The 21614-nt window shown below is 72.2% G+C and carries 19 protein-coding genes and 2 tRNA genes; 8 read left to right on the forward strand and 13 right to left on the reverse strand.

Annotation, left to right across the window (positions count from 1 at the left end):
* Window positions 1-85: 85 nt before the first annotated feature.
* From RBJ77_RS44080 to RBJ77_RS44090, 3 genes are all read left to right on the forward strand, one after another.
* Window positions 86-538 carry a MarR family transcriptional regulator gene (locus tag RBJ77_RS44080; protein ID WP_255977802.1) on the forward strand — a complete coding sequence of 151 codons (453 nt, stop codon included), beginning with the start codon at window positions 86-88 and terminating at the stop codon, window positions 536-538.
* A 20-nt stretch (window positions 539-558) separates the two neighbouring features.
* Window positions 559-3093 carry an MFS transporter gene (locus tag RBJ77_RS44085; protein ID WP_372350136.1) on the forward strand — a complete coding sequence of 845 codons (2535 nt, stop codon included), beginning with the start codon at window positions 559-561 and terminating at the stop codon, window positions 3091-3093.
* A 208-nt stretch (window positions 3094-3301) separates the two neighbouring features.
* Window positions 3302-4120 carry a YceI family protein gene (locus tag RBJ77_RS44090; RefSeq protein WP_255977806.1) on the forward strand — a complete coding sequence of 273 codons (819 nt, stop codon included), beginning with the start codon at window positions 3302-3304 and terminating at the stop codon, window positions 4118-4120.
* A 45-nt stretch (window positions 4121-4165) separates the two neighbouring features.
* Here RBJ77_RS44090 and RBJ77_RS44095 read toward each other — a convergent pair whose 3' ends face one another.
* The gene (locus RBJ77_RS44095) at window positions 4166-4912 is read right to left on the reverse strand and encodes an ANTAR domain-containing protein (protein WP_372350137.1); all 747 of its coding nucleotides are present in this window, start codon (window positions 4910-4912) and stop codon (window positions 4166-4168) included.
* Window positions 4913-4955: 43 nt separating this feature from the next.
* Window positions 4956-5648 (reverse strand): ANTAR domain-containing protein, encoded by a 693-nt coding sequence (locus RBJ77_RS44100; RefSeq protein ID WP_372350138.1) that lies wholly within the window; start codon window positions 5646-5648, stop codon window positions 4956-4958.
* A 255-nt stretch (window positions 5649-5903) separates the two neighbouring features.
* Between RBJ77_RS44100 and RBJ77_RS44105 the strand changes: the two genes are divergently transcribed.
* Together RBJ77_RS44105 and RBJ77_RS44110 are read left to right on the forward strand one after the other, a co-directional pair.
* The gene (locus RBJ77_RS44105) at window positions 5904-6275 is read left to right on the forward strand and encodes an STAS domain-containing protein (RefSeq protein ID WP_372350139.1); all 372 of its coding nucleotides are present in this window, start codon (window positions 5904-5906) and stop codon (window positions 6273-6275) included.
* Between the two features lie 30 nt (window positions 6276-6305).
* The gene (locus tag RBJ77_RS44110) at window positions 6306-6773 is read left to right on the forward strand and encodes a PPOX class F420-dependent oxidoreductase (RefSeq protein WP_255977815.1); all 468 of its coding nucleotides are present in this window, start codon (window positions 6306-6308) and stop codon (window positions 6771-6773) included.
* Here the strand turns inward: RBJ77_RS44110 and RBJ77_RS44115 are convergent.
* Together RBJ77_RS44115 and RBJ77_RS44120 are read right to left on the reverse strand one after the other, a co-directional pair.
* Complete coding sequence (locus tag RBJ77_RS44115) at window positions 6770-7555, reverse strand: TetR/AcrR family transcriptional regulator (RefSeq protein ID WP_372350140.1); 786 nt, start codon at window positions 7553-7555, stop codon at window positions 6770-6772. The genes RBJ77_RS44110 and RBJ77_RS44115 overlap by 4 nt on opposite strands.
* Window positions 7556-7651: 96 nt before the next feature.
* On the reverse strand, window positions 7652-9157 hold the full coding sequence (locus RBJ77_RS44120; RefSeq protein ID WP_372350141.1) for an MFS transporter: 1506 nt from the start codon (window positions 9155-9157) through the stop codon (window positions 7652-7654).
* Between the two features lie 104 nt (window positions 9158-9261).
* Here RBJ77_RS44120 and RBJ77_RS44125 point away from each other — a divergent pair, with 104 nt between their 5' ends.
* Window positions 9262-10122: an endonuclease/exonuclease/phosphatase family protein gene (locus RBJ77_RS44125; RefSeq protein WP_372350142.1), complete on the forward strand. Its 861-nt coding sequence runs from the start codon at window positions 9262-9264 to the stop codon at window positions 10120-10122.
* A gap of 98 nt (window positions 10123-10220) precedes the next feature.
* Here the strand turns inward: RBJ77_RS44125 and RBJ77_RS44130 are convergent, their stop codons facing one another.
* From RBJ77_RS44130 to RBJ77_RS44170, 9 genes are all read right to left on the reverse strand, one after another.
* On the reverse strand, window positions 10221-12416 hold the full coding sequence (locus tag RBJ77_RS44130) for an ArnT family glycosyltransferase (protein WP_372350143.1): 2196 nt from the start codon (window positions 12414-12416) through the stop codon (window positions 10221-10223).
* Complete coding sequence (locus RBJ77_RS44135) at window positions 12413-13714, reverse strand: glycosyltransferase (protein WP_372350144.1); 1302 nt, start codon at window positions 13712-13714, stop codon at window positions 12413-12415. The genes RBJ77_RS44130 and RBJ77_RS44135 overlap by 4 nt, the downstream gene beginning before the upstream one ends.
* A gap of 26 nt (window positions 13715-13740) precedes the next feature.
* A complete protein-coding gene (locus tag RBJ77_RS44140; protein WP_372350145.1) occupies window positions 13741-15198 on the reverse strand; it encodes a sensor histidine kinase in 1458 nt (485 codons plus the stop codon).
* 50 nt (window positions 15199-15248) lie between these two features.
* Entirely contained in the window at window positions 15249-15998 is a 750-nt protein-coding gene (locus RBJ77_RS44145; RefSeq protein ID WP_305128485.1) for a response regulator transcription factor, read from the reverse strand.
* Window positions 15999-16097: 99 nt separating this feature from the next.
* The gene (locus tag RBJ77_RS44150) at window positions 16098-17015 is read right to left on the reverse strand and encodes an amidohydrolase family protein (protein WP_372350146.1); all 918 of its coding nucleotides are present in this window, start codon (window positions 17013-17015) and stop codon (window positions 16098-16100) included.
* Window positions 16996-17349: an antibiotic biosynthesis monooxygenase gene (locus RBJ77_RS44155; RefSeq protein WP_372350147.1), complete on the reverse strand. Its 354-nt coding sequence runs from the start codon at window positions 17347-17349 to the stop codon at window positions 16996-16998. Before RBJ77_RS44155 ends, RBJ77_RS44150 begins: the two co-directional genes overlap by 20 nt.
* Window positions 17350-17465: 116 nt before the next feature.
* Entirely contained in the window at window positions 17466-18329 is an 864-nt protein-coding gene (locus RBJ77_RS44160) for a DUF2797 domain-containing protein (protein WP_372350148.1), read from the reverse strand.
* Window positions 18330-18466: 137 nt separating this feature from the next.
* Window positions 18467-18539 (reverse strand) — tRNA-Arg (locus RBJ77_RS44165).
* Window positions 18540-18763: 224 nt separating this feature from the next.
* A tRNA-Ser gene (locus RBJ77_RS44170) sits at window positions 18764-18854 on the reverse strand.
* Between the two features lie 176 nt (window positions 18855-19030).
* On the opposite strand from RBJ77_RS44170, the gene RBJ77_RS44175 reads away from it, so the two are divergent.
* The gene (locus RBJ77_RS44175) at window positions 19031-19525 is read left to right on the forward strand and encodes an SSI family serine proteinase inhibitor (RefSeq protein WP_372350149.1); all 495 of its coding nucleotides are present in this window, start codon (window positions 19031-19033) and stop codon (window positions 19523-19525) included.
* A 193-nt stretch (window positions 19526-19718) separates the two neighbouring features.
* Window positions 19719-21614: PAS domain-containing protein (locus tag RBJ77_RS44180; protein ID WP_372350150.1), on the forward strand; the 1896-nt coding region annotated here is incomplete at its 3' end.

Consider the following 21614-nt stretch of genomic DNA (forward strand, 5'->3'; position numbering starts at 1 on the left):
CGTCCCTTTTAGTTTGCCTGCGGCAACCAACTGCTTCTATCGTTGCCCTAAGCAACAAAATATAAAGCTTTGGTCAGGAGGTGCCGTGGCCACCCAACGTCACTACGACGAGCTGGCGCGACAGCTCAGCGCCTTCGGCGCGATCAAGAGAGACATGGCGCGGATCCTGCCGCACGACTGCCCGACCGGTTCGGCCGCCGTACTCACGCTGCTCAAGCGGTACGGCGACATGCGCATGAGCAAGATCGCCGAACTGCTCGCCGTCGACGTGTCGGTGGCCAGCCGGCACGTCGCGCACGTCGCGGACCGCGGCTGGATCGAGCGCCACCCCGACCCCGCCGACAAGCGGTCGCGCATCCTCAGCCTCACCGACAAGGGCTGGAAGCAGCTCGACGTGCTCAACGAGCGCTCGACGCAACTGCTCGCCGACCGGCTGAGCGACTGGTCCGACGACGAGGTCAACCAGTTGATCGCCCTCATGACGCGGCTGCGCGACAGCTTCGGTGACTGCCGAACGACCACCCGTACACCCGCATAAGACGTAAGAAAAGGAATCCCATGGCAACATCCACACCGACCGGTGTGCGGGGCAGCCATGCCAAGCATTCAGGCGCCGCCCCCGACACCGGCGCAACCATGACGCACCGACAGATCATGGAGGCCCTGTCCGGGCTGCTGCTCGGCATGTTCGTCGCGATCCTGTCGTCGACGATCGTCACCAATGCTCTGCCCGAGATCGTCGGCGACCTCGGTGGCGGCCAGTCCGCCTACACCTGGGTCGTCACCGCCTCGCTGCTCGCGATGACCGCGACCACCCCGCTGTGGGGCAAGCTCGCCGACATCTTCAGCAAGAAGGCGCTCGTCCAGATAGCCCTCATCGTCTACGTGGGCGGTTCGGTCGTCGCGGGTCTCTCGCAGAGCCCCAGCATGCTGATCGCCTGCCGTGTGGTCCAGGGCATCGGCGTCGGCGGTCTGTCCGCCCTCGCCCAGATCGTGATGGCCGCGATGATCTCCCCGCGCGAGCGGGGCCGTTACTCCGGCTACCTCGGCGCGACCTTCGCCGTCGCCACCGTCGGCGGCCCGCTGCTCGGCGGTGTCATCACGGACACCTCGTGGCTGGGCTGGCGCTGGTGCTTCTACGTCGGCGTCCCCTTCGCGATCATCGCGCTCATCGTCCTGCAGAAGACGCTGAAGCTCCCCGTGGTCAAGCGGGACAACGTGAAGGTCGACTGGGCCGGTGCCTTCTTCATCACCGCCGCCGTCTGCACCCTGCTCCTGTGGGTGACCTTCGCCGACGACAAGTACTCCTGGCTGTCGTGGCAGACCGGCGCGATGGTGGGCGGCGCGGCCGTGCTCGCCCTGATCTTCATCCTCGTGGAGACCCGGGCCGCCGAGCCGATCATCCCGCTGCGGCTCTTCCGCAACCGCACCATCACGCTCGCCTCGATCGCCTCGCTCTTCGTGGGTGTCGCGATGTTCGCGGGCACCGTGTTCTTCTCGCAGTACTTCCAGCTGGCACGCGGCAAGTCGCCGACGATGTCCGGTGTCATGACGATCCCGATGATCGGCGGCCTGTTCATCTCGTCGACCGTCGCGGGCCAGGTCATCACCAAGACCGGCAAGTGGAAGGCGTGGCTGGTCTCCGGCGGCGTGCTCATCACGGCGGGCCTCGGCCTGCTCAGCACGATCCGCTACGACACCCCGTACTGGCACGTCGCGGTCTTCATGGCCCTGATGGGCCTCGGCGTCGGCATGATGATGCAGAACCTCGTGCTCTGCACCCAGAACCAGGTCGACCCGCAGGACATCGGCTCGGCCAGCTCCACGGTCACCTTCTTCCGCTCCCTCGGTGGTGCGATGGGTGTCTCGGCGCTCGGTTCGATCATGGCCACGCGCATCACGCACTACGTCAAGGAAGGTCTCGCCGACCTCGGCCCGCAGGGCGCTGCCCTCGGCCACGGCGGGACCGGTGGCGGCGCCATCCCGGACCTGGACAAGCTCCCCGCGCCGCTGCGCACCATCATGGAGAGCGCCTACGGGCACGGCATCGCCGACGTCTTCCTGATCGCCGCGCCGATCGCGCTGCTCGCCCTCATCGCCACGCTGTTCATCAAGGAGGTCCCGCTGCGTACGTCCGGCGGCCTGGACCAGGCCAAGGAGACCGAGGCGGCCGCTGCCGCCGCCCCGGCCGGCGTCACCGCCACCCCGGCGGCCGAGCCGGAGAAGGTGCCGAGCCTGGTCGGTGCGGACGAGCCCGCCGCGGACAACCAGACCCAGCGTCTGACGGCCGTCGCCGCGACCCCGGGCAACGTCCCGGCGCAGTCGGCCGTCGGCGGCACCCCGGTGCACGGTTTCGTCCGCGGCGCCGAGTCCGCCCCGGTCCCGCGGGCCGCGATCACGCTGATCTCCCTCGGGGGACGGCAGCTGGGCCGCGCGGTGGCCCAGGGCGACGGCTCGTACACGGTCGACGCCCCCGGCACCGGCTCCTACGTCCTGATCGCCTCGGCCGACGGCTACCAGCCGCAGGCCTCCACGGTGGTCGTCGGCGACGCCGCGGTCACCTACGACATCCTGCTCAGCGGTACGAGCGGGCTGAGCGGTGTGGTCAAGGCCGCCGAGACCAAGGCGCCGGTCACCGGTGCCATGGTGATCGTGACCGACGTGCGCGGCGACGTGCTCGCCACCGGGCTCTCCGGCGAGGAGGGCGAGTTCACCTTCGCCGAGCTGGTGCCCGGGCCGGTGACCATCGCGGTGAACGCCGCGGGCCACCGTCCGCTGGCGCTGCCCGTCGAGGTCGGCGGCACGGGGGTCACCCGGGTCGAGATCGAGCTGAACTCCGGCTCCCAGGTGCAGGGCACCGTGCGGGCGGCCGGCCGGACGCTGAACGACGCACGGGTCACGCTGATCGACGCCGCGGGCAACGTGGTCGCCACCTCGACCACCGGTGAGGACGGCGCGTACGCCTTCACCGACCTGGACGGCGGCGAGTACACGGTGATCGCGACCGGCTACCCGCCGGTGGCCACGCACCTCACCGTGCAGGGCAGTGGCGTCGACGGCCACGACATCGAACTCGCCCACCCCGGCGAGTAGCTGAGACCCCGGGCCACCTGAAGGACGGCGCGCGCTTCGAGCGGAGACGCGCGCCGGACCGGCCCGGTTGTGGGAAAGGGGCCCCGGACCCGGTGGCGTCGTTAACGGCAGGGGACGGCCGGAGACGTCACGGGCCGGGGCCCGTTCGCGTTCGGGACATGACCAACTCCCTTACGTACGTGAGAACTTGAGCTAGGAGATGTGAACGATGGGACTCAGTGCGCGGATCCGTACGCGGGACGGGTGGGCTCTGCCGCACGCCGTCGTCACGGTGACCGACATGACCGGTGCGCAGGTGCTGCGGGCCGAGGCCGACGACGAGGGGGCCGTGCACGACGCGACCCCGCTCACCCCCGGCCCGTACACCGTGATCGTGACGGCCGTGGGCTACTCCCCGGCGGCGTCCACCGCGCTCGTCACGGCGACCGGCCGCGCCGAGGTCGGCTCCGTGGTGCTGGCCCGGCAGGGCGGCGCCGAACTGCCGCCGCCCGGCCCCTGGACGGTCGACCCGGCGCACTCCGCGGTCGCGGCGACGGCGCAGCACCTGGGCATCACCTCGGTGCACGGCCGGTTCACCGACTTCAGCGCGCGGGTGGACATCGCCCAGGACGTGGAGAAGTCCCGCGTCGAGGCGGTCATCCGGGCGGCGTCCATCGACACCGGCAACGGCATGCGCGACGGCCACCTGAAGTCCCCGGACTTCCTGGACGTCGAGACGTACCCGGAGATCACCTACCGCTCGACGGGGCTCTCCCCGGCCGGCTCCGACCGCTGGACGGTGCACGGCGAGCTCACCATGCACGGCGTCGCCCGCCAGGTCGACCTCGACCTGAGCTACCTGGGCACCGGCGCCGACCCGTGGGGCGGCACCCGCGCCGCGTTCAAGGCGACGGCCGAGCTGAAGCGCGAGGACTTCGCGATGAACTACAACCAGGTCGTGCAGGCCGGCATCGCGGCGATCGGCGCGACGCTCAGGGTCGAGCTCGACATCCAGGCCGTCCAGGGCGACGCCCTGCCGCAGGCCTGACCGGCCGCGCCGTCGTCGGTCGCGCCGGAGTCGGCCCCGCCGGAGTCAGTCGCGGGCCCGCTCGGTGAAGCGGCCCGCGTCCGGCGGGGCGCCGCCGACCGCCGTCACCAGTTGGACGCACAGGGCGCGCAGTTTGACGTTCGCGTCCTGGGAGCGGCGGCGCAGCAGTTCGAGGGCCTTGTGCGCGTCGCAGCGGTGCGTGGCCATCAGGATGCCGATGGCCTGGTCGATGACGCTGCGCGAGAGCATCGCGGCCCGCAGGTCGAGGCCCGCCTCCCGGTCGTGTTCCATGCGCAGCGCCACCGCGACCGCCCCGGATGCCTGCGCGGCCAGTTCCCTGGCCGTCCCGCGGTGGCCGTGGAAGGCGCCGGGGCCGCGGGCGTAGAAGTTGAGGGCGCCGTACGCGCCGTGGTTCAGGGTGAGCGGGACGGCGAGCAGGGAGCGCACCCCGCGCTCCCGCGCCGCGGCCGGGAAGGGCGCCCAGCGCGGCTCCGTCGCCAGGTCGGGCGCGTGCTGTTCGACGCGTTCGCGGGCCGCGGCCAGGCAGGGCCCGGTGTCGGCCGCGTACTGCACCTCGTCGAGCCCGCTGACCAGCAGGTCGCTGCTGGCGACGGTGTGCAGCCGGTCGGCGCGGCCGAGCGTGACGCTGCAGGCCCCGGGCCGCACGACGTGGCCGGCCCGTTCGCTGAGTTCCTGGAGGAATCCGCCGAGGCCGTCGCTCTCGGCCAGGGCCTGGTAGAGCCCGGCGGCGTCCATGGCGGACACCGGGGCGGCGCGATCCGGCGGGGGCACGGCGGGACTGTTCATCGCCACCGGGTGTCCACGGATCGGCCGCTCACTCGCCGCTGCCCTCGGCTGCTGTGTCCACGTACCGCTGGGCCAGGTCCCGGAGTTTGAGGTTCTCCCGCTGCGAGGCCCGCACGAGCAGCGCGAACGCGTCGGCCGCGTCGACGTCGTGGTGGGCCATGACCAGCCCGGTGGCCTGCCCGATCAGGTCGCGGGTGCGCATCGCCTCCGTGAGCTGTTCCTGGACGGTGGCGGATTCGTGGGCGAGGGAGATGTGCGCGGCGAGCAGCCGGCCGACGCGCAGGCTCGTGCTGTCGAGCCCGGCCGGTTTGCGGCTCCACAGGGCGAGGACGGTGAGGCGGCGGCGGTCGGCCCGCAGCCGCAGGGCGAGCAGGGAGCGGACGCCGAGCGGGGCGAGGCCGCGCCCGGCGACGTCCTCCGCGGTGGTGTCGGCGATTCCGGCGACGGGGCTGCTCCAGAGCTGCTCCCACAGCGCGCGGTAGGCGTCGGTGTCGGCCAACTGCTGTACTTCCTGGGCCACTTCGTCGCTGGAGGCCAGGGTCTGCGGGCGCTGGTCGCGTCCGACGGTGACGATGCCCGCGTGGTCGGTGCCGGGCACGAGGTGCACGGCGAGCCGTACGGCGGTGCGCAGGATGGCGCGGGAGCCGCCCGCCTCGTGGAGCTGGCGGGCCGCGACGGTCAGTGCTTCGGCCAGCCGGAAATCGGCAGCGGAGTAGGACACTTCGGGAGAACTCAAAAGAAACACCACGAACCTCTTCAGCGCGCATGACCGACCGGCCATACGCGGGGAGAGCTCCGCAGCACATTCCCGACTGCGAGCGCAGGACATACGCACTCTATCCGGTTTCCATGAGCCCACGCCGAGTTGGTCCGGACAGCGGAGAACGACCCGCGATCAGTGATGGAATGGGCGACCGGGTCAGGAAGCGGCTCGTCGTCCACCGACCGACCACTAGCGGTCTGGCAGGTGAGCCCTGTGCCCACGCCCACACCCATCCACCTGGCTTCCATCGACATCGCCCACCACACCCTGATCGCCTTCCCCGACGAGATCGACCTGAGCAACGCGGCGCCGTTGCTGGCCGAGGCGCGGGCCGTGGCGGATCTGCACGCCGACGGCGCCCGGGACTTCATCATCGACCTGACCGACACCCGCTTCCTGGACTCCCAGGGGGTACGGCTCCTGCTGGACCTGCGCCGCTATCTGGCGGACCGGTACGGCTCCTCGCTCCGGGTGTCCGCGCCACGGACGGGGGTCGCGAGCCGGGTCCTCACGCTGACCCAGCTGCGCCGGGACGTGCCGGTCCACGACAATCTCCTCGAGGCGCTGCTGGCCCGGGAACCATGACCGCGGCGGGCGGCGGCATAGGCTGGCGCCATGGCTCCGAACATCGCGACCAACACCCGTGTGCCCCTGGACGAGTTGCTCGACTTCGTACGCCCCCGTCACCGTGCCCTCCTGATCACCGCCCGCGCCGACGGCTCCCCGCAGGCCTCCCCGCTGACCTGCGGGGTCGACGACTCCGGCCGGATCGTCGTGTCCACCTACCCGGAGCGGGCCAAGACCCGCAACGCCAAGCGGAACCCGCGCGTGAGCGTGCTCGTGCTCAGCGACGACTGGAACGGGCCGTGGGTCCAGATCGACGGCACGGCGGAGGTCATCGACTCCCCCGAATCGGTCGAGCCCCTGGTGGAGTACTTCCGCAACATCTCGGGCGAGCACCCGGACTGGGACGAGTACCGGGAGGCGATGGTCAAGCAGGGCAAGTCGATCATCCGCGTCACGCCCGACAAGTGGGGCCCGATCGCCACCGGCGGCTTCCCCGCGCGGCTGGCCGAGGGCTAGGGTCCGTCCACCTGGGCGGCGCCCTGGGCGCGCTCCTGCGCCACCAGGGCCTCGATGCCCGCGACCTGCAGATCGAGCGCGACCTGGAAGTCCAGGTCGCGCATCTGCTCCACGGTGCCGCCCTCCTCCATCGCCTCCATCATCCGCTCGGCGTGCTTGAAGTCCTCCGCCATCTCGGGGGGCGCGCTGAACGCGGACATCGCCTCGTGGAAGTACTCGTCCTGCGTCATGCCGGCCTCGGTGCACCGCTGGACGAAGTGGCCCTCGATGGTGCTGTATCCGTAGACGAACTGGAAGACGGACGCGATGGCGCCGCGCTGCCGGGGCAGCGAGAGGCCGGTGCGGGCGATGACCTGCTGCACCGCGCGCGAGAACAGCAGCGAGTTCGGACCGACGTTGAGGAAGTTGCCGGTCAGCGTCGAGGTCCACGGGTGGCGGACGATCAGCGCCCGGTACTGGGCGGCCAGTTCCCGCAGCTGATCGCGCCAGTCCGCGCGGTCCGCGTCCGGCCCGTCGGCCACGACCGGGAACCGGGGCTCGCCGAAGACCCGGTCGAGGGCCAGTTCCAGCAGGTCGTCCTTGGTGTCGACGTACCAGTACACGGACATCGCGGTGACGCCCAGCTCACCGGCGAGGCGCCGCATGGAGAACTTGGCGAGGCCCTCCGCGTCGAGCAGCCGCACGGTGGCGTCGGTGATCCGGTCGCGGTCGAGCCCGCTGGGCTGCTCGCTGCGCCGACTGCGCGGCGCCTTGGCCTCGGAACCCTCCAGCCAGACACTCATCCGCGCTGCCTTCGCCATGGCGCACCTTCCCAGGAGTCGTCGTACGCGGGCGGGCCGGGAACCCAGCGGAATCCAGCGGTCCGCCCGCCACCGATGCTATGCCGCTGAGTCTGCCCGCTCGGCCCTGCGCAGCAACGCAGCGGCCAGCAGACCGCCGACGAGCACGGCGAGGGAACCGACCAGCTGGCTGGTCTCCAGGCCCGAGGCGAACGCGTCCGCGATCCGGGCCTTCTCCCCCGCCGAGTCGGCGGCGGCCAGCGCGGCCGGGAGCGAGGCCGCGGCGACCGGGACGAGCGCGGTGAACCGGGCGTTGAGGACGGCGCCGAGCACGGCCACCCCGAGTCCGTTGCCGAACTCCGCCAGGGTCCCGTTGACACCCGCGCCCACACCCGCCTTCTCCGGCGGGATCGCGCTCATGATGGCGTTGGCCATGGCCGGCATGGCGAGGGCGATGCCGACACCCATCACGATCAGGCCGAACAGCATTCCGCCGTAACCGTCCCCGCCGAGCACGGCGATCGCCGCGAGCCCCGCCGCCAGGCAGCTCATGCCGGCGGCGATGGTCACCGGGGTGCCGACCTTGGCGAGGAGCCGGGCGCCGACGCCCGTGAGGTTCAGGCCGACGATGGTCAGCGCCAGCGGCGCCGTGCGCAGCCCCGCCTCCAACGGCTCGTAGCCGAGCACGAACTGGAGGTGCTGGGTGAGCAGGAAGAGGGAGCCGCCCATGCCGAACGCGACGAGGATCGCCCCGGCGACCGCGCCCGTGAACTTCTGGTTGCGGAAGAAGTGCATGTCCAGCATCGGGTACGGGATGCGCAGCTCCCACGTCACGAACGCGGCCATGACGACGAGCCCGATCGCGGCCGAGGTGAGGGTCGTCTCGGAGGTCCAGCCCTTGTCCGGGCCGTTGATGATCGCGTAGACGACCCCGGTCATGCCGACCGTGGAGAGCAGGGCGCCGAGCAGGTCGGGGCGGTCGCCGCGCGGGTTCTTGGACTCGGGGACCAGCGCCAGGACGGCGATCAGGCCGATGACCGCGACCGGGATGTTGATGAGGAAGATCGCGCCCCACCAGAAGTGGTCCAGCATGAAGCCGCCGAGCAGCGGGCCGACGGCGAACCCGAGCGAGTTCACGGTCGCCCACAGGCCGATCGCCTTCACGCGCTCGGCCTCGTCGAAGATCTGCACGACGACGGCGAGGGTCGTGGTCATCAGCAGCGCGCCGCCGACGCCCATGCCGGCCCGCGCGGCGATCAACTGCCCGGTGGAGTCGGCCAGCCCGGCGACCAGCGACCCGACGCCGAACAGCACCAGGCCCGCCGCGAGCATCTTCTTGCGGCCGTACCGGTCGGCGCTGCTGCCCGCGGTGAGCAGCAGTCCGGACTGGACGAGCGAGTAGGCGCTGATCACCCACTGGATGTCGGACGTCGAGGCGCCCAGCTCCCGGGTGAGGGAGGGGATCGCGACGTTCAGGACGGTGTTGTCGAGCAGCACGGTCAGCTGGGCGAGGCAGATGACGCCGAGGATGAGCCAGCGCTGCGGGTGGCCTCCGGCCGCGGAGGGCCCGGACGGATCGGTGGTCTCGGCTGTCGTCTCCGTCATGCGGTCCCCTGTTCTGCTTCTACGGTGTACGACTACGCTTCTCGTACACCGTAAGGGATTACTCGTACGCTGTACAAGGCGATTTTCCGCATACGGTTCCCGGCATGCCGATACGTGTGCGCGTAGCGCCTCAACTCGTCCTGTCCGCAACCCTGTTGAGCCTGGTGGCGTGGGCTCCGCCCGCGTCCGCCGGGGGCTCGGCGGTTCCGCTGCGGATCGCCACGTACAACATCCACGCCGGGTCCGGCATGGACAACGTCTTCGACCTCGACCGGCAGACGGCGGCGCTGCGCGCGCTGCACGCTGACGTGATCGGCCTCCAGGAGGTCGACGTGCACTGGGGCGACCGCAGTCAGGGGCTCGACGTGGCCCGGGAGCTGGCGGACCGGCTCGGGATGCGGGTCTCGTTCGCGCCGATCTACAGCCTCGACCCGGTGACGGCCGGGGCGCCGCGGCGGGAGTACGGGGTGGCGGTGCTGTCCCGGTATCCGATCCGGTCCGCCGTCAACCACGAGATCACCCGGCTGTCCACGCAGGACCCGAACCCGGTGCCGGCGCCCGCGCCCGGCTTCGGCGAGGTGACGCTGAAGGTGCGAGGCGTGCCGGTGCAGGTCTTCGTCACGCACCTCGACTACCGGGCCGATCCGGCGGTCCGTACGGCGCAGGTCGCGGACACCCGGCGGATCATGGCGGCGGAGCGGAACGCCGTCCCGGGTGCGCGGCAGGTCCTCCTCGGCGACTTCAACGCGGAGCGCTCCGCGCCCGAGCTGGCGCCGTTGTGGCAGGAGCTGACGGACGCGGGGCCGTCGGCCGGCGGGTCGTTCCCGGCGGACGTGCCGGTGAAGCGGATCGACTTCGTGGCGGTGGGGGAGGGGATCCGGGCGCGGTCGGCCGAGGTGGTGGCGGAGGCCGCGGCGTCGGACCACCGCCCGGTGGTCGCCGAGGTGGCCGTCTCCCGCCGGTAGACACGGCGCCGCACGGCCTGGACACGGCGAAGGCCGCGGACGTGGCTGCTCGGTCGACGAGCAGCCGCGGCCGCGGCCCTGCTGTGCCCGGAGCCCTCCTAGCTGGGCCGGGTCAGGTCGTAGAACGTGGCGTTCCCGACCGTCACCTTCTTGAAGTGGGCCTCCACCCAGGACGTGATCTTGGCCGAGGTGCCGGAGCTCGACCCGCCCATGCCACCCCCGGAGCCGCTGCCGATGAAGTAGTGGATCCTGCCGTCCTCGACGTACTGCTTGAACTGGGCGAGCGTCGGGGACGGGTCCGTGCCGTTGAAGCCACCGATGGCCATCACCGGCTCTCCGGTGGCCAGTTGGTAGCTCGCCTGGTTCTGCGAGCCGACCGTGGCCGCGACCCAGGTGTAGTCGTCGGCGTTCTCGGCCAGCAGCTTCTCAGCCTTGGAGCTGACCTCGGCGCCGTTGAGCAGACCGCCCATGCCGCCGCCTCCGCCACCGCCGGGGCCGCCTTCGCCCATGCCGCCGGGCATGGTGCCCTGCTGCTGCTTCTGACCGGTGCCTTGGTTCTGGTTCTGATTCTGGTTCTGGTTCTGGTTCTGGTTCTGTCCGGGCATGCCGCCGCCGGGGAAACCGCCGCCCTGCTGGTTGCCGTTGCCGTTCGGTGGCTGGCCCATCTGGCCGCCACCGCCCTGCTGGTTGCCGCCAGGCATTCCGCCGCCCCGGCCCCCGCCACCACCGCCGCCCGGACCGCCGCCGCCCATCATGCTCGCCCCGGAGGGACCCGCCGTGACGATCGACCCGGTGTGCCCGGTGTTCAGCGTGCTGATGGTGTACGCGGTGGGCGCCGCCAGCGAGGCGGCCAGGCCCAACCCGGCCGCGCTCAGCGCCAGTTGACGGCTGAGGCGGCCGGCGAACGCGAGGCCGAGGCCCGCGGCGAGACCGCCGACGAGCACGGCCCAGCGCAGCCACGGCAGGTAGTCCGGCGTCCGCCCGAGGAGCACGTACCCCCACACCGCGGTGACGGCCACCGAGACGCCGAGGGTCGCCGACGCCGTGATCCGCGCCCGCTCCTCCCACAGCACGGTCGCGCCCATGCCGACGAGCGCCGCGATGTAGGGGGCGAGGGCCACCGTGTAGTACTGGTGGAAGATGCCCGCCATGAAGCTGAAGACGAGACCCGTCATCAGCAGCGAGCCGCCCCACGCGAGGAACGCGGCACGCGCCGTGTCGGTCCGCGCCGCCCTCCGGGTCAGCACGACACCGGCGGCGAAGAGGATCAGCGCGGCCGGGATCAGCCAGGAGACCTGGCTGCCGATCTCGGAGTTGAACATCCGGCCGATGCCGGTCTCGCCCCACTGCCCGGTGCCGCCGCCCGCGCCGCCGCCACCGCCGCCGACCGAGCCGGTCTCGTCGCCGCTGATCCGGCCGAGGCCGTTGTAGCCGAAGGTCAGTTCGAGGAACGAGTTGTTCTGGGAGCCGCCGATGTACGGCCTGGACGACGCGGGCCACAGCTCCACGATCGCCACCCACCAGCCGCCCGCGACGACCATCGCGAGCCCGGACAGGGCGAGCTGGCCGAACCGCCTGCGCAGCCGCACCGGCGCGCACACCGCGTAGAGCAGGGCCAGCGGCGGCAGGATCAGGAAGGCCTGGAGCGTCTTCGCCAGGAAGGCGAGACCGACCGCGACGCCCGCCCACACCAGCCACTTCGTCCGCCCGCGCTCCATCGCCCGCAGCACGCAGTACACGGTGACGGTCATGAGGAGGGCGAGCAGCGCGTCCGGGTTGTTGAACCGGAACATCAGCGCGGCGACCGGGACCGTGGCGAACACGGCCATGGTGATCAGGCCCGCGGCGGCGCTGAACCGGCGGCGCACGGCCGCGTACAGCACACCGGCCGTGGCCAGGCCCATCAGCACCTCGGGGACGAGGATCGCCCACGAGTTGAGTCCGAAGAGGCGGACGGACAGCGCCATCGGCCAGAGCGCGGCCGGCGGCTTGTCGACGGTGATGGCGTTCGCCGCGTCGGACGAGCCGAAGAAGAACGCCTTCCAGCTCTCGCTGCCCGCCTGGACGGCCGCCGAGTAGAAGGAGTTGGCGTAGCCGGACGCCGACAGGTTCCAGAGGTAGGCGAGGCCGATGACGAGGAGCAGGCCGAGGAAGGCCGGGCGCACCCAGCGCGCGTCGTCGGGCCGGCCGCGCCAGAGGCGGCGCGGGAACCCGTCCTTGGGCCGGCCGTGGCCCGCCACCGCCCGTGCGGGCGGGGCCGGGGCGTCGGGCGCCGGGGATTCGGTGACGGTCATCGCTGGGTCCTGAGGTCGGGGGAAGGGGAGGCGTGCTGGTCGGGGAAGACCCACGCCCGGAAGAGCAGGAAGCGCAGGACGGTCGCCGCGAGGTTGGCCGCGATGAGCACGGCCAGCTCGGTGGAGTGCGAGGGGGAGCCGGACGCCACGCCGAGGGCGGCGAGCGAGCCGCTGGTGAGGGCCCAGCCGATGCCGAACACGACGATGCCCTGGGCCTGGTGGCGCACGGCCTTGTCCCGGCCGCGCACCCCGAAGGTGAGGCGCCGGTTGGCGGCCGTGTTGGCGATGGCCGACACGAACAGCGCGAGCGCGTTGGCGACCTGCGCCCCGGAGAACGTACGGAAGCCGGAGTACAGCAGGAGGTAGAGCAGCGTCGACAGGCCGCCGACGACGCAGAAGCCGACCAGCTGGCGGGCCAGCCCCTTGGGCACGCCCGCGAGTTGGCGGTCGCGCGGGTCGTCGCCGAACGGCCGGGCGAGCCGGTCGAGGGCCAGCGAGCCGGTCGCGAGCGCCCGCCCCACCCGCCAGACGCCCTTGAGGTCGTCGGTCGCCGTCCTCACGATGTGCACGGTCGAGTCCGGGTCGTCGACCCAGTCGACGGGCACTTCGTGGATGCGGAGCCCGGCCCGCTCGGCGAGCACCAGCATCTCCGTGTCGAAGAACCATCCGGTGTCCTCGACGAGCGGCAGCAGCACCTGCGCGACGTCGCGCCGGATCGCCTTGAAGCCGCACTGGGCGTCGGAGAAGCGGGCCTGGAGCGAGCCGCGCAGGATGAGGTTGTAGGCACGGGAGATGAACTCCCGCTTCGGCCCGCGCACGACCCGCGAGGAGCGGGCGAGCCGCGAGCCGATGGCGAGGTCGGAGTGCCCGGAGATGAGCGGCGCCACCAGTGGCAGCAGTGCGTTCAGATCGGTGGACAGGTCCACGTCCATGTACGCGAGGACCGGCGCGTCGGACGCCGACCAGACGGTGCGCAGGGCCCGCCCGCGGCCCTTCAGCTCCAGCCGGGAGTACGAGACGCCCGGCAGTTCCGAGGTCAGTTCGTGCGCCACCTTCGGGGTGGCGTCGGTGGAGGCGTTGTCCGCGATCGTGATGCGGAAGCGGTAGGGGAAGGTGCGGAGCAGGTGGCGGTGGAGTCTGCGCACGCACGCGCCGAGGTCCTTCTCCTCGTTGTAGACGGGGATGACAACGTCCAGGACCGGCACATCGCCGCTGCCCGCAGGGAGGTGCTCCCGCGCCGGCAGCGCCCCGAACCTCGCGGCGGTGGGGTCGATGCCCGGAGAAGAGTCGGTTCGCATGCCATCGACATTCGCCAACCGCCCTGTTAGCGCTGTGTGGTGAAGCTTTGCCCTGCCTGTGAGTACATGACGGGTTCGTCATGGGCGGGCAGATGCACGGTGAACACCGTCCTGCCGGGCACGGAGTCCATGGTCACGGCGCCGCCGTGGGCGGCCGCGACGGCCTGCACGATGGCGAGCCCGAGCCCGGTCGACCCGGCCTTCCTCGACCGGGACGAGTCGCCGCGCGCGAACCGCTCGAAGACGTGCGGCTGGAGCTCGGCGGGGATGCCGGGCCCGTCGTCCTGCACGTCGAGGCAGACCCAGGGGCCGTGCCGGTGCACGCGGGCGGTGACGGTGGTGCCGGGCGGGGTGTGCGTCCTGGCGTTGGCCAGCAGATTGACGAGGACCTGGTGCAGCCGCGCGGAGTCGGCGAGCGCGGTGGCCGGTTCGTCGGGCAGTTCGAGGCGCCAGCGGTGGTCCTGGTCGGCGGCGCGGGCATCACTGAGCGCGTCGACGACGAGCGGGGACAGATCGGTCGGCTCGTACGACAGCGGCCGTCCGGCGTCCAGCCGGGCCAGCAGCAGCAGGTCCTCGACGAGACCCGTCATCCGGTGCGCCTCGGACTCGATCCGGCCGAGGGCGTGCCGGGTGTCGGGGCCGGTCTCCTCCCGGCCGCGCCGGGTCAGCTCGGCGTACCCGCGGATGGAGGCCAGCGGGGTGCGCAGCTCATGACTGGCGTCCGCGACGAACTGCCGCACCCGCGTCTCGCTCTGCTGCCGCGCCTCCAGGGCGCCGTGCACGTGGTCCAGCATCCGGTTGAGCGCGGCCCCGACCTGTCCGACCTCGGTCCGCGGATCGGCCTCGGCGTCCGGGACCCGCTCGTAGAGGGTCACTTCGCCGCTGTGCAGCGGGAGTTCGGAGACGCGGGTGGCGGTGGCGGCTACGCGGCGCAGGGGGCGCAGGGCGACGCCGACCATGACGACTCCCGTCACCCCGGCGGCCAGCAGGCCCGCGCCGGTGACGGAGAGCTCTATGACGATGAGGGTGTTGAGGGTGGATTCGACCTCGGCGGCGGGCAGACCGACGAGCGCCGTGCCGCTGGGGGACGTCTGCACCCGGTAGGTGCCGAGCCCCGGCAGGTCGACGCTGTGCGCCTCGCCGTCCTTGGCGACGGAGGCGAGGGCGTCCCGCTGGGCCTCGGTCAGGTCGGTCCTGCCGGTGGTCGAGTTCTGGTCGCTCCGCTGCGCCTCGGTGACGGTGCTGCCGTCGGACGAGAGCAGCGCACCGACCGTCTCGGGGCCGGACGGCCCACCCAGGAACGCCAGGCCCGGCTCGCGCGGCTGCCGGTTCATGCCCTGCCCGTCGGGGCCTCCGCCCTCGGCCAGCATGGCGATCTGCCGGACCTTCTGGTCCAGCTGCCCGTACAGGTACGTGTGCAGGGCCAGTGTGGTCACGGTGCCGATGACCACGGCCACCAGGGCGATGAGGCCGACGGCGGTCACGACGAGCCTGGTCCGCAGGGTCCGGGGCCGCCCCGGACGGCCCCGGCGCGTCACGAGACCGTCGTGGCGGCCGGCTTGATCAGATAGCCCGCGCCGCGCCGCGTGTGGATCATCGGCTCGCGCCCGGCGTCTATCTTCCGCCGCAGGTAGGAGATGTACAGCTCGACGACGTTGGCCTGCCCGCCGAAGTCGTAGCTCCACACGCGATCCAGGATCTGCGCCTTGCTGAGCACGCGCCGCGGATTGCGCATGAGGAAGCGCAGCAGCTCGAACTCGGTGGCGGTCAGATGGATGTTGGCCCCGCCCCGGGACACCTCGTGGCTGTCCTCGTCGAGCATGAGGTCACCCACGACCAGCACGGACTCGCTGCGCCGGTCGGCCGCCCCGGTCCGCCGGATCAGCCCGCGCAGCCGTGCCACGACCTCCTCCAGGCTGAACGGCTTGGTGACGTAGTCGTCGCCGCCCGCCGTCAGCCCGGCGATCCGGTCCTCGACGGCGTCCTTGGCCGTCAGGAAGAGCACCGGCACGTCCGGCAGCTCACGGCGCAGCCGCCCGAGCACGCTCAGCCCGTCCATGTCGGGCAGCATCATGTCGAGCACGACGGCGTCGGGCCGGAACTCGCGTGCGGTCTGCACGGCTCCGGCCCCGTCGCCGGCGGCCCTGATCTGCCAGCCTTCGTAGCGCAGGGCCATGGACAACAGCTCGGTGATGGACTGCTCGTCGTCCACGACAAGCACCCGGACGGGGCTTCCGTCCGGCCTCAGCAGTTCGGTACGCCCCTGGGGCGAGGTCGCGGTCATGGTGCAACCATGCGGCGACCCTCTGAGAGCACCCTTTCGGCTACCTGTGAAAACCCTGAGAAACGCACAGGCGCCTCTCAGGTACGCCCCAGCAGCAGGTCAGGCCAGCCCGAAGAGCGCCGCGCCGTTCCCGTGGCAGACGGCCCGCACCCACGCGTCGCCCAGCCCGAGCCGCTCGATCGCCTCCAGCTGGTGGACGTAGGGGTACGGAATGTTCGGGAAGTCGCTGCCGAGCAGCACCCGGTCCCCGAGGTCCCGCAGCCGCGCCAGCTCCTCGCGCGGGAAGGGCGCCTGCCGCTCGGAGAAGTCCGTGAACGCCATGGTCGTGTCGAGCCGCACCTCCGGGTACCGCTCGGCGAGATCGAGGAACTCCCCGTACTCGGGCATCCCCAGGTGCGCGACGACGAGCGGCAGCCGCGGATGCCGTGCGAGCACGCGGGCCATCGGCTCGGGCCCGGTGTGCTTGCCCGGCGCCGGCCCCGAACCGCAGTGCGTCACGATGGGCACCCCCGCCTCGGCCAGCGCTCCCCAGACGGGGTCGAGCAGCGGGTCCGCCGGGTCGTACGCCCCGACCTGCACGTGCGCCTTGAAGATCCGCGCACCGTCCTCGATCGCCCGCCGTACGTAGTCGCCGGCGCCCGGCTCGGGGAAGAAGGTGGCGGTGTGCAGACAGTCCGGGGTGCGGGCGGCGAAGTCGGCGGCCCAGCCGTTCAGCCACTCCGCCATCCCCGCCTTGTGCGGATAGAGCATGGAGGTGAAGGCGACGACGCCGAACTCCCGCAGCCGCGCGAGCCGTCGGTCCTCCTCCTCCCGGTACGTGATCGGCCACGGCACGCCGGTGAGCGGCCCGGCGCTGTCGAAGTACGCCCACACCTTGCGCAGCACGCGCTCGGGCATGAAGTGCGTGTGCACGTCGACGAGCCCGGGCAGCCGGTGCCGGGCGAGGAACCCGGCGACGAGCTCCGCCTCGCTCCCGGCGCCGTCTACGCCGGCCCCGCTACGCACGCTCACATCCATGACTCCGCTCGACCTTGGCGACGTGCACGGTGTACCCCGTGTACCAGTCGGCCCGCCCCTGCTTCTGCACGGCCCGGTGCTCGGCGAACGACCGCCACCGCTCGATGGCGTCGAGGTCACGGAAGTACGAGACGGTGATGCCGAGCCCGCCGGGCGTCCGCGCGGACTCGTGCCCGAGGTATCCGGGCATGTCCTTCACCAGCTCGTCCATCCGCTCGGCGGCCTCCCCGTACCCGAGGTCTCCCTCGGTGCGCGTCGAGCTGAACACCACGACGTAGTACGGCAGTTCAAAGGCGGGCAACGGAGCGACAGGCGCTTCCACGTGATCACTCATGTCCCCCACGGTGACCCGCCCCCGACCGCCCTGTCCACCTTCGGCGCCCTTCCTTGCCGTACGGGCAGGGAGACTTGACCCTCCGGTCACCGAGCGCCCCGCCGCGGCCCGGAACCTCAGAACAGTCCGCCCTGCACGGCAGGCACCTCCCGCACCCCGACGTCCGACCCGCGCGCCCCGGCCGGCCCCCGCTCCAGCGGCCACCCGGCCAGCACCCGGGTGTCCACCACGAGCCGCCGCCCGGCCGGCTCGACGAGGTGCAGATCGGGCCCGGCGGCCGCGACGACGGTGCCCGCCACCACGGCACCGGCCGCGAGCCCGTCCACCACCGCGTCCACCCGGTCCACGGCCGCGAGCCCGAACACCTCCCCGTGGTCGACGACCTCGCACGGCAGCCGCTCCAGCGACTCGGGCCACCCGTCGAGCCCGGCGGCGACCCCGTGCGCCCGCACCAGCTCGGTCCCCCGCCCGGCCGTCTCCGGCAGCCCCGCCCGCACGATCCGCTTCCGCTCGTACGGAATCCGGTCCGGCACCCCGAGCGCGACCCGCAGCAGCTCCTCGGCCCGCCGCGCCGCCATCAGCGGCCCCTGCCCCAGCCAGGTGAAACAGACCGCGCCCTGCTCCAGCAGCCGCGCGCTCCCTCTGGCCGCGCCCGTGATCCCCACCTTCACGAGCCCGTCCCCGAACCACGCCAGGTACACGCGGTACGGCCGCGGGTCGTCGGCCATGGTGTCGGCGGCCACGGACCGCGCCCGGTCGATCCCGGCGCATTCCGCGCACTGCGCCCGCGTCCCCCGCTCCGGCACGGCGCCCCACCCCGGACAGGCCGTCCGCCGCCCGCCCCGCCACACCCCGAGACACCGCCGTGGCCCTCCGACGCGCAGGGCCACGTCCTCCCCGAACCGCACCCCGCTCTCCCGCTCCGCCCCCGCCCCGTCCCCCAGCCACCCGAACTCCGGCCCACCCCCACGCCATCGCATCCCGGTGCACCACCACGTCATGAGCCCAGAATGACGCACCCCACTGACAACGCCCGGCTCACCGGAACAGGAACCCGGAACACGAACCCGGAACACGAAGAAGCCCCCGGAGATTCTCCGGGGGCTTCTTCTCTGTGTGCACTCGGCAGGATTCGAACCTGCAACCTTCTGATCCGTAGTCAGATGCTCTATCCGTTAAGCTACGAGTGCTTGTTTTGTTTTCGTCTTCGCTCCCCGGCCTTTCGGCCCGCTCGCGGCGACAGGAAGAACATTACATGACTGCCGCCGCCATGTGAAATCCGTTTGCCTCACCCGTTGTGACCTGCGGAAACGCACCCACAGTCACCGGGGTCCGGCGCGCCCCCGAGGCTCCGCGGACCCCCGGGAAGCAGCGAAGCCCCGGTCCTGGTGGACCGGGGCTTCGGATCTTGCTGCGGAGGCGGAGGGATTTGAACCCTCGATGGGATTTAAGTCCCAAACCGCATTAGCAGTGCGGCGCCATAGACCGGACTAGGCGACGCCTCCAGCACAATCCCCCCACGCGAGCGCGAGTGGATGCGTGCAGATGATGACACAGCTGAGCGCCGTGTCACCAATCGCCCCCCACGGTACTAGGCGGGCAGGCCAGAGAGCAAAGCCGTTGGACAAGGCGCATCGTCGTGGTGGGTGAGCGCGTTAGGCAGGGCATGTTCTTGCGCCGCGTGTCCCCGCACCAGTCCCCGCGTCCGTCCTCCCGCGTACCGGCCCGGCTCCTCCTCACCGCCGCCGCGTCCGTCGCCCTCGCGGCGGCCCTGCCCGGCGGCGCGCACGCCGACACCGGGCCGACGCGGATGCCGCCGTCCCCCTTCGGCGTCCTGGACGGCGTGGCGCCCGACCAGCTGACGGTCAGCGTCACCGACTCGGGGACCGGGAACGACGGGACGGTCGAGCTGGACTGCGCGCCGGTCGGCGGCAGCCACCCCGATCCGGGCGCGGCCTGCGCGAGGCTCGACGAGATCGAGGCGGACGGACGGGATCCGTTCGCGCCCGTGCCGAAAGGGTCCTTCTGCACGATGCAGTACGGGGGCGACGCCACCGCCCACATCACCGGCACCTGGCACGGCCGGCCCGTCGACGCCACGTACCGGCTGAGCGACGGCTGCGAGATCTCGCGGTGGCGGCAACTGGTGCCCGTGCTGCCTGCTACCGCCCCGTGACCCTGGGTCCACCGGGCACACCGTCACGACCGGCCCCGCTCGGGATCCCCACATCCTCTACGTGGGCTCCCTCTCATCCGGCGTCGCGAGCACAACCACTGCCCGTAGACTCCCTCCCGTGACACGCCGCGGGACGCGAGGCAAGATGGCCCGGGCGGTCAGCAAGTCGCGGTAATCAGGAGGGAAGCGTCTCGTGAGCAGCAGGCCATCCCGAGGCGCTGCTCGCCTCGCAGCCATACTCGACGCGCTGCCGGATGCGTTGGTGCTGGTCAACACCAACGGGACCGTCGTCAACGCCAATTCCATCGCCCTGGAAGCCTTCGAGGCGCCGGGCACCGCCCTGGTGGGGCGCGGACTGCTCGATCTGCTGCCGGAGTTCGACTCGCGGCTGATCCCCGGATCCATGCGGCGGCCCGACACCCCGACCGACGAGCGCGGCCGGACGAAGCCGACGCGGATGATCGCCCGCCGCACCGACGGCAGCGAGTTCCCCGTCGAGGTGACCAGCGCGAACCTCGCGGACAGCGCCCGCGACGCCGTCGACCCGTACGGCACCGGCGGCCTCGGCGGCGGTGGTTACAGCGGGTCCGAGCTGCTCATGCTGGTCGTACGCGACCTTTCGGGCACCGTGGACACCGAGGCCGAACTCGCCCGTTCGCAGCGGCAGACCGAGATGATCCTGCGGGCCGCCGCCGAGGGCGTCGTGGGGACCGACACCGACGGGCGGATCGTGCTCGTCAACCCGGCCGCCGCGCAGATCCTGGGGTTCCGTGCCAGCGATCTGGGCGGCCAGGAACTGCACCAGCTCGTGCTGCACTCGCGCGCCGACGGCGAGCCGTTCCCGTACGAGGAGTCGCCGCTCGCCGACACGCTGCGCTCCGGGCGCAAGCACCGGGTGCGCGGGCAGGTCCTGTGGGCCAAGAACGGCGACCGGCTGCCCGTCGACATGACCACGGCGCCGGTGCGCGACGGGGACCAACTGGTCGGCGCCGTCATGACCTTCACCGACCGGCGCCCGTACGACCAGCTGGTCACCGAGCACGCCGAGGAGCTGGCCCGGCGCGACGAGGCCGCCGAACAGGAGCGCGCGGAGCGGGCCGAGGAGCTCGGCCGCGTCCGCGAGGAGCTGACCGCCGAGCTGACGGCGGCCCACGAGCAGCACGCCGAGGAGCTGTCGGCCGAGCGGGAGCGGGGCGCCGCGTTCGCCGAGCGCGAGAAGGACCGCTACGAGGCGCTGGCCGCGCGGCACTCGCAGCTGCTCGCCGTGCTCGGGCAGTCGCTGCGCGGGCCGCTGGACGAGCTGCGGCGCGAACTGGGACAGCTCGCCGCCGACGACGCGGGGCAGTTGTGGCCCGAGGCGAACCAGGTCCTGCACCACCTCTCCGCCGGCTACTCGCGGATCACGACGCTCGTCGACAACGTGCTCGCCTACCAGCTGCTCGACACGGGCGGCGAAGGCCTGACCCGTACGCCGGTGATGCTGGACGCCGTCGTCGCCGCCGGTGTCGACGGGGCCGTGGAGCTGATCGGGCCCGGCCGGGTCCAGTTCGCCGTGCACGCGCCGCCGATCGAGGCCGAGGTGGACGCGGGGCGGCTCGCGACCGCGCTGGCGCACCTGATCGCCGACGTCGCGGGCATCGACGCGACCGGCAACGCGCGGGTGCCCGCCGGCGCCGGGTACGTCGACTCGACCGTCGTGGTGGCCGCCGCGCAGCGCGGCGAGAGCGTGCGCATCGAGGTGCGGGGCCCGTACGCCGGTGGCGATCCGGTGCACGAGCCGATCGTCCAGGGCATCGTGCGGGCGCACGGCGGTGTGCTGCAGACCCACGAGATGCCGGGGATGAGCGGCAGCGCGTACGTGCTGGAGGTGCCGATCGGGAGCGGGGCCGGGGTCGTCGCGGCCGAGGCGTCCCCCGTCGTTCCGGCGCCGTCCGGTCCTGCCGACGACCCGGCCGCGGAGACCGTCGCGGCGAACCTTCCCGAGCAGGCCACCGCGACCTCCGGCGGCGGTCGCCGCCGCGCCCGGCGGGCCTCCGGGCCCTCCGTCGACGCGTTCCTGGAGAGCGGGCTGCCCGGTGACGGGGCGGCT

The sequence above is a fragment of the Streptomyces sp. KL116D genome (assembly GCF_030766975.1).
Taxonomy (GTDB): Bacteria; Actinomycetota; Actinomycetes; order Streptomycetales; family Streptomycetaceae; genus Streptomyces; species Streptomyces longispororuber_A.

Excerpts from the sequence above, each read along its gene's own strand:
- RBJ77_RS44110 (WP_255977815.1), top strand. The coding sequence starts at position 6,306 with ATGGCTCCGAACATCGCGACCAACACCCGTGTGCCCCTGGACGAGTTG.
- RBJ77_RS44155 (WP_372350147.1), bottom strand. The coding sequence starts at position 17,349 with ATGAGTGATCACGTGGAAGCGCCTGTCGCTCCGTTGCCCGCCTTTGAA.
- RBJ77_RS44135 (WP_372350144.1), bottom strand. The coding sequence starts at position 13,714 with ATGCGAACCGACTCTTCTCCGGGCATCGACCCCACCGCCGCGAGGTTC.
- RBJ77_RS44115 (WP_372350140.1), bottom strand. The coding sequence starts at position 7,555 with ATGAGTGTCTGGCTGGAGGGTTCCGAGGCCAAGGCGCCGCGCAGTCGG.
- RBJ77_RS44145 (WP_305128485.1), bottom strand. The coding sequence starts at position 15,998 with ATGACCGCGACCTCGCCCCAGGGGCGTACCGAACTGCTGAGGCCGGAC.
- RBJ77_RS44150 (WP_372350146.1), bottom strand. The coding sequence starts at position 17,015 with ATGGATGTGAGCGTGCGTAGCGGGGCCGGCGTAGACGGCGCCGGGAGC.
- RBJ77_RS44130 (WP_372350143.1), bottom strand. The coding sequence starts at position 12,416 with ATGACCGTCACCGAATCCCCGGCGCCCGACGCCCCGGCCCCGCCCGCA.
- RBJ77_RS44090 (WP_255977806.1), top strand. The coding sequence starts at position 3,302 with ATGGGACTCAGTGCGCGGATCCGTACGCGGGACGGGTGGGCTCTGCCG.
- RBJ77_RS44085 (WP_372350136.1), top strand. The coding sequence starts at position 559 with ATGGCAACATCCACACCGACCGGTGTGCGGGGCAGCCATGCCAAGCAT.
- RBJ77_RS44120 (WP_372350141.1), bottom strand. The coding sequence starts at position 9,157 with ATGACGGAGACGACAGCCGAGACCACCGATCCGTCCGGGCCCTCCGCG.
- RBJ77_RS44125 (WP_372350142.1), top strand. The coding sequence starts at position 9,262 with ATGCCGATACGTGTGCGCGTAGCGCCTCAACTCGTCCTGTCCGCAACC.
- RBJ77_RS44160 (WP_372350148.1), bottom strand. The coding sequence starts at position 18,329 with ATGCGATGGCGTGGGGGTGGGCCGGAGTTCGGGTGGCTGGGGGACGGG.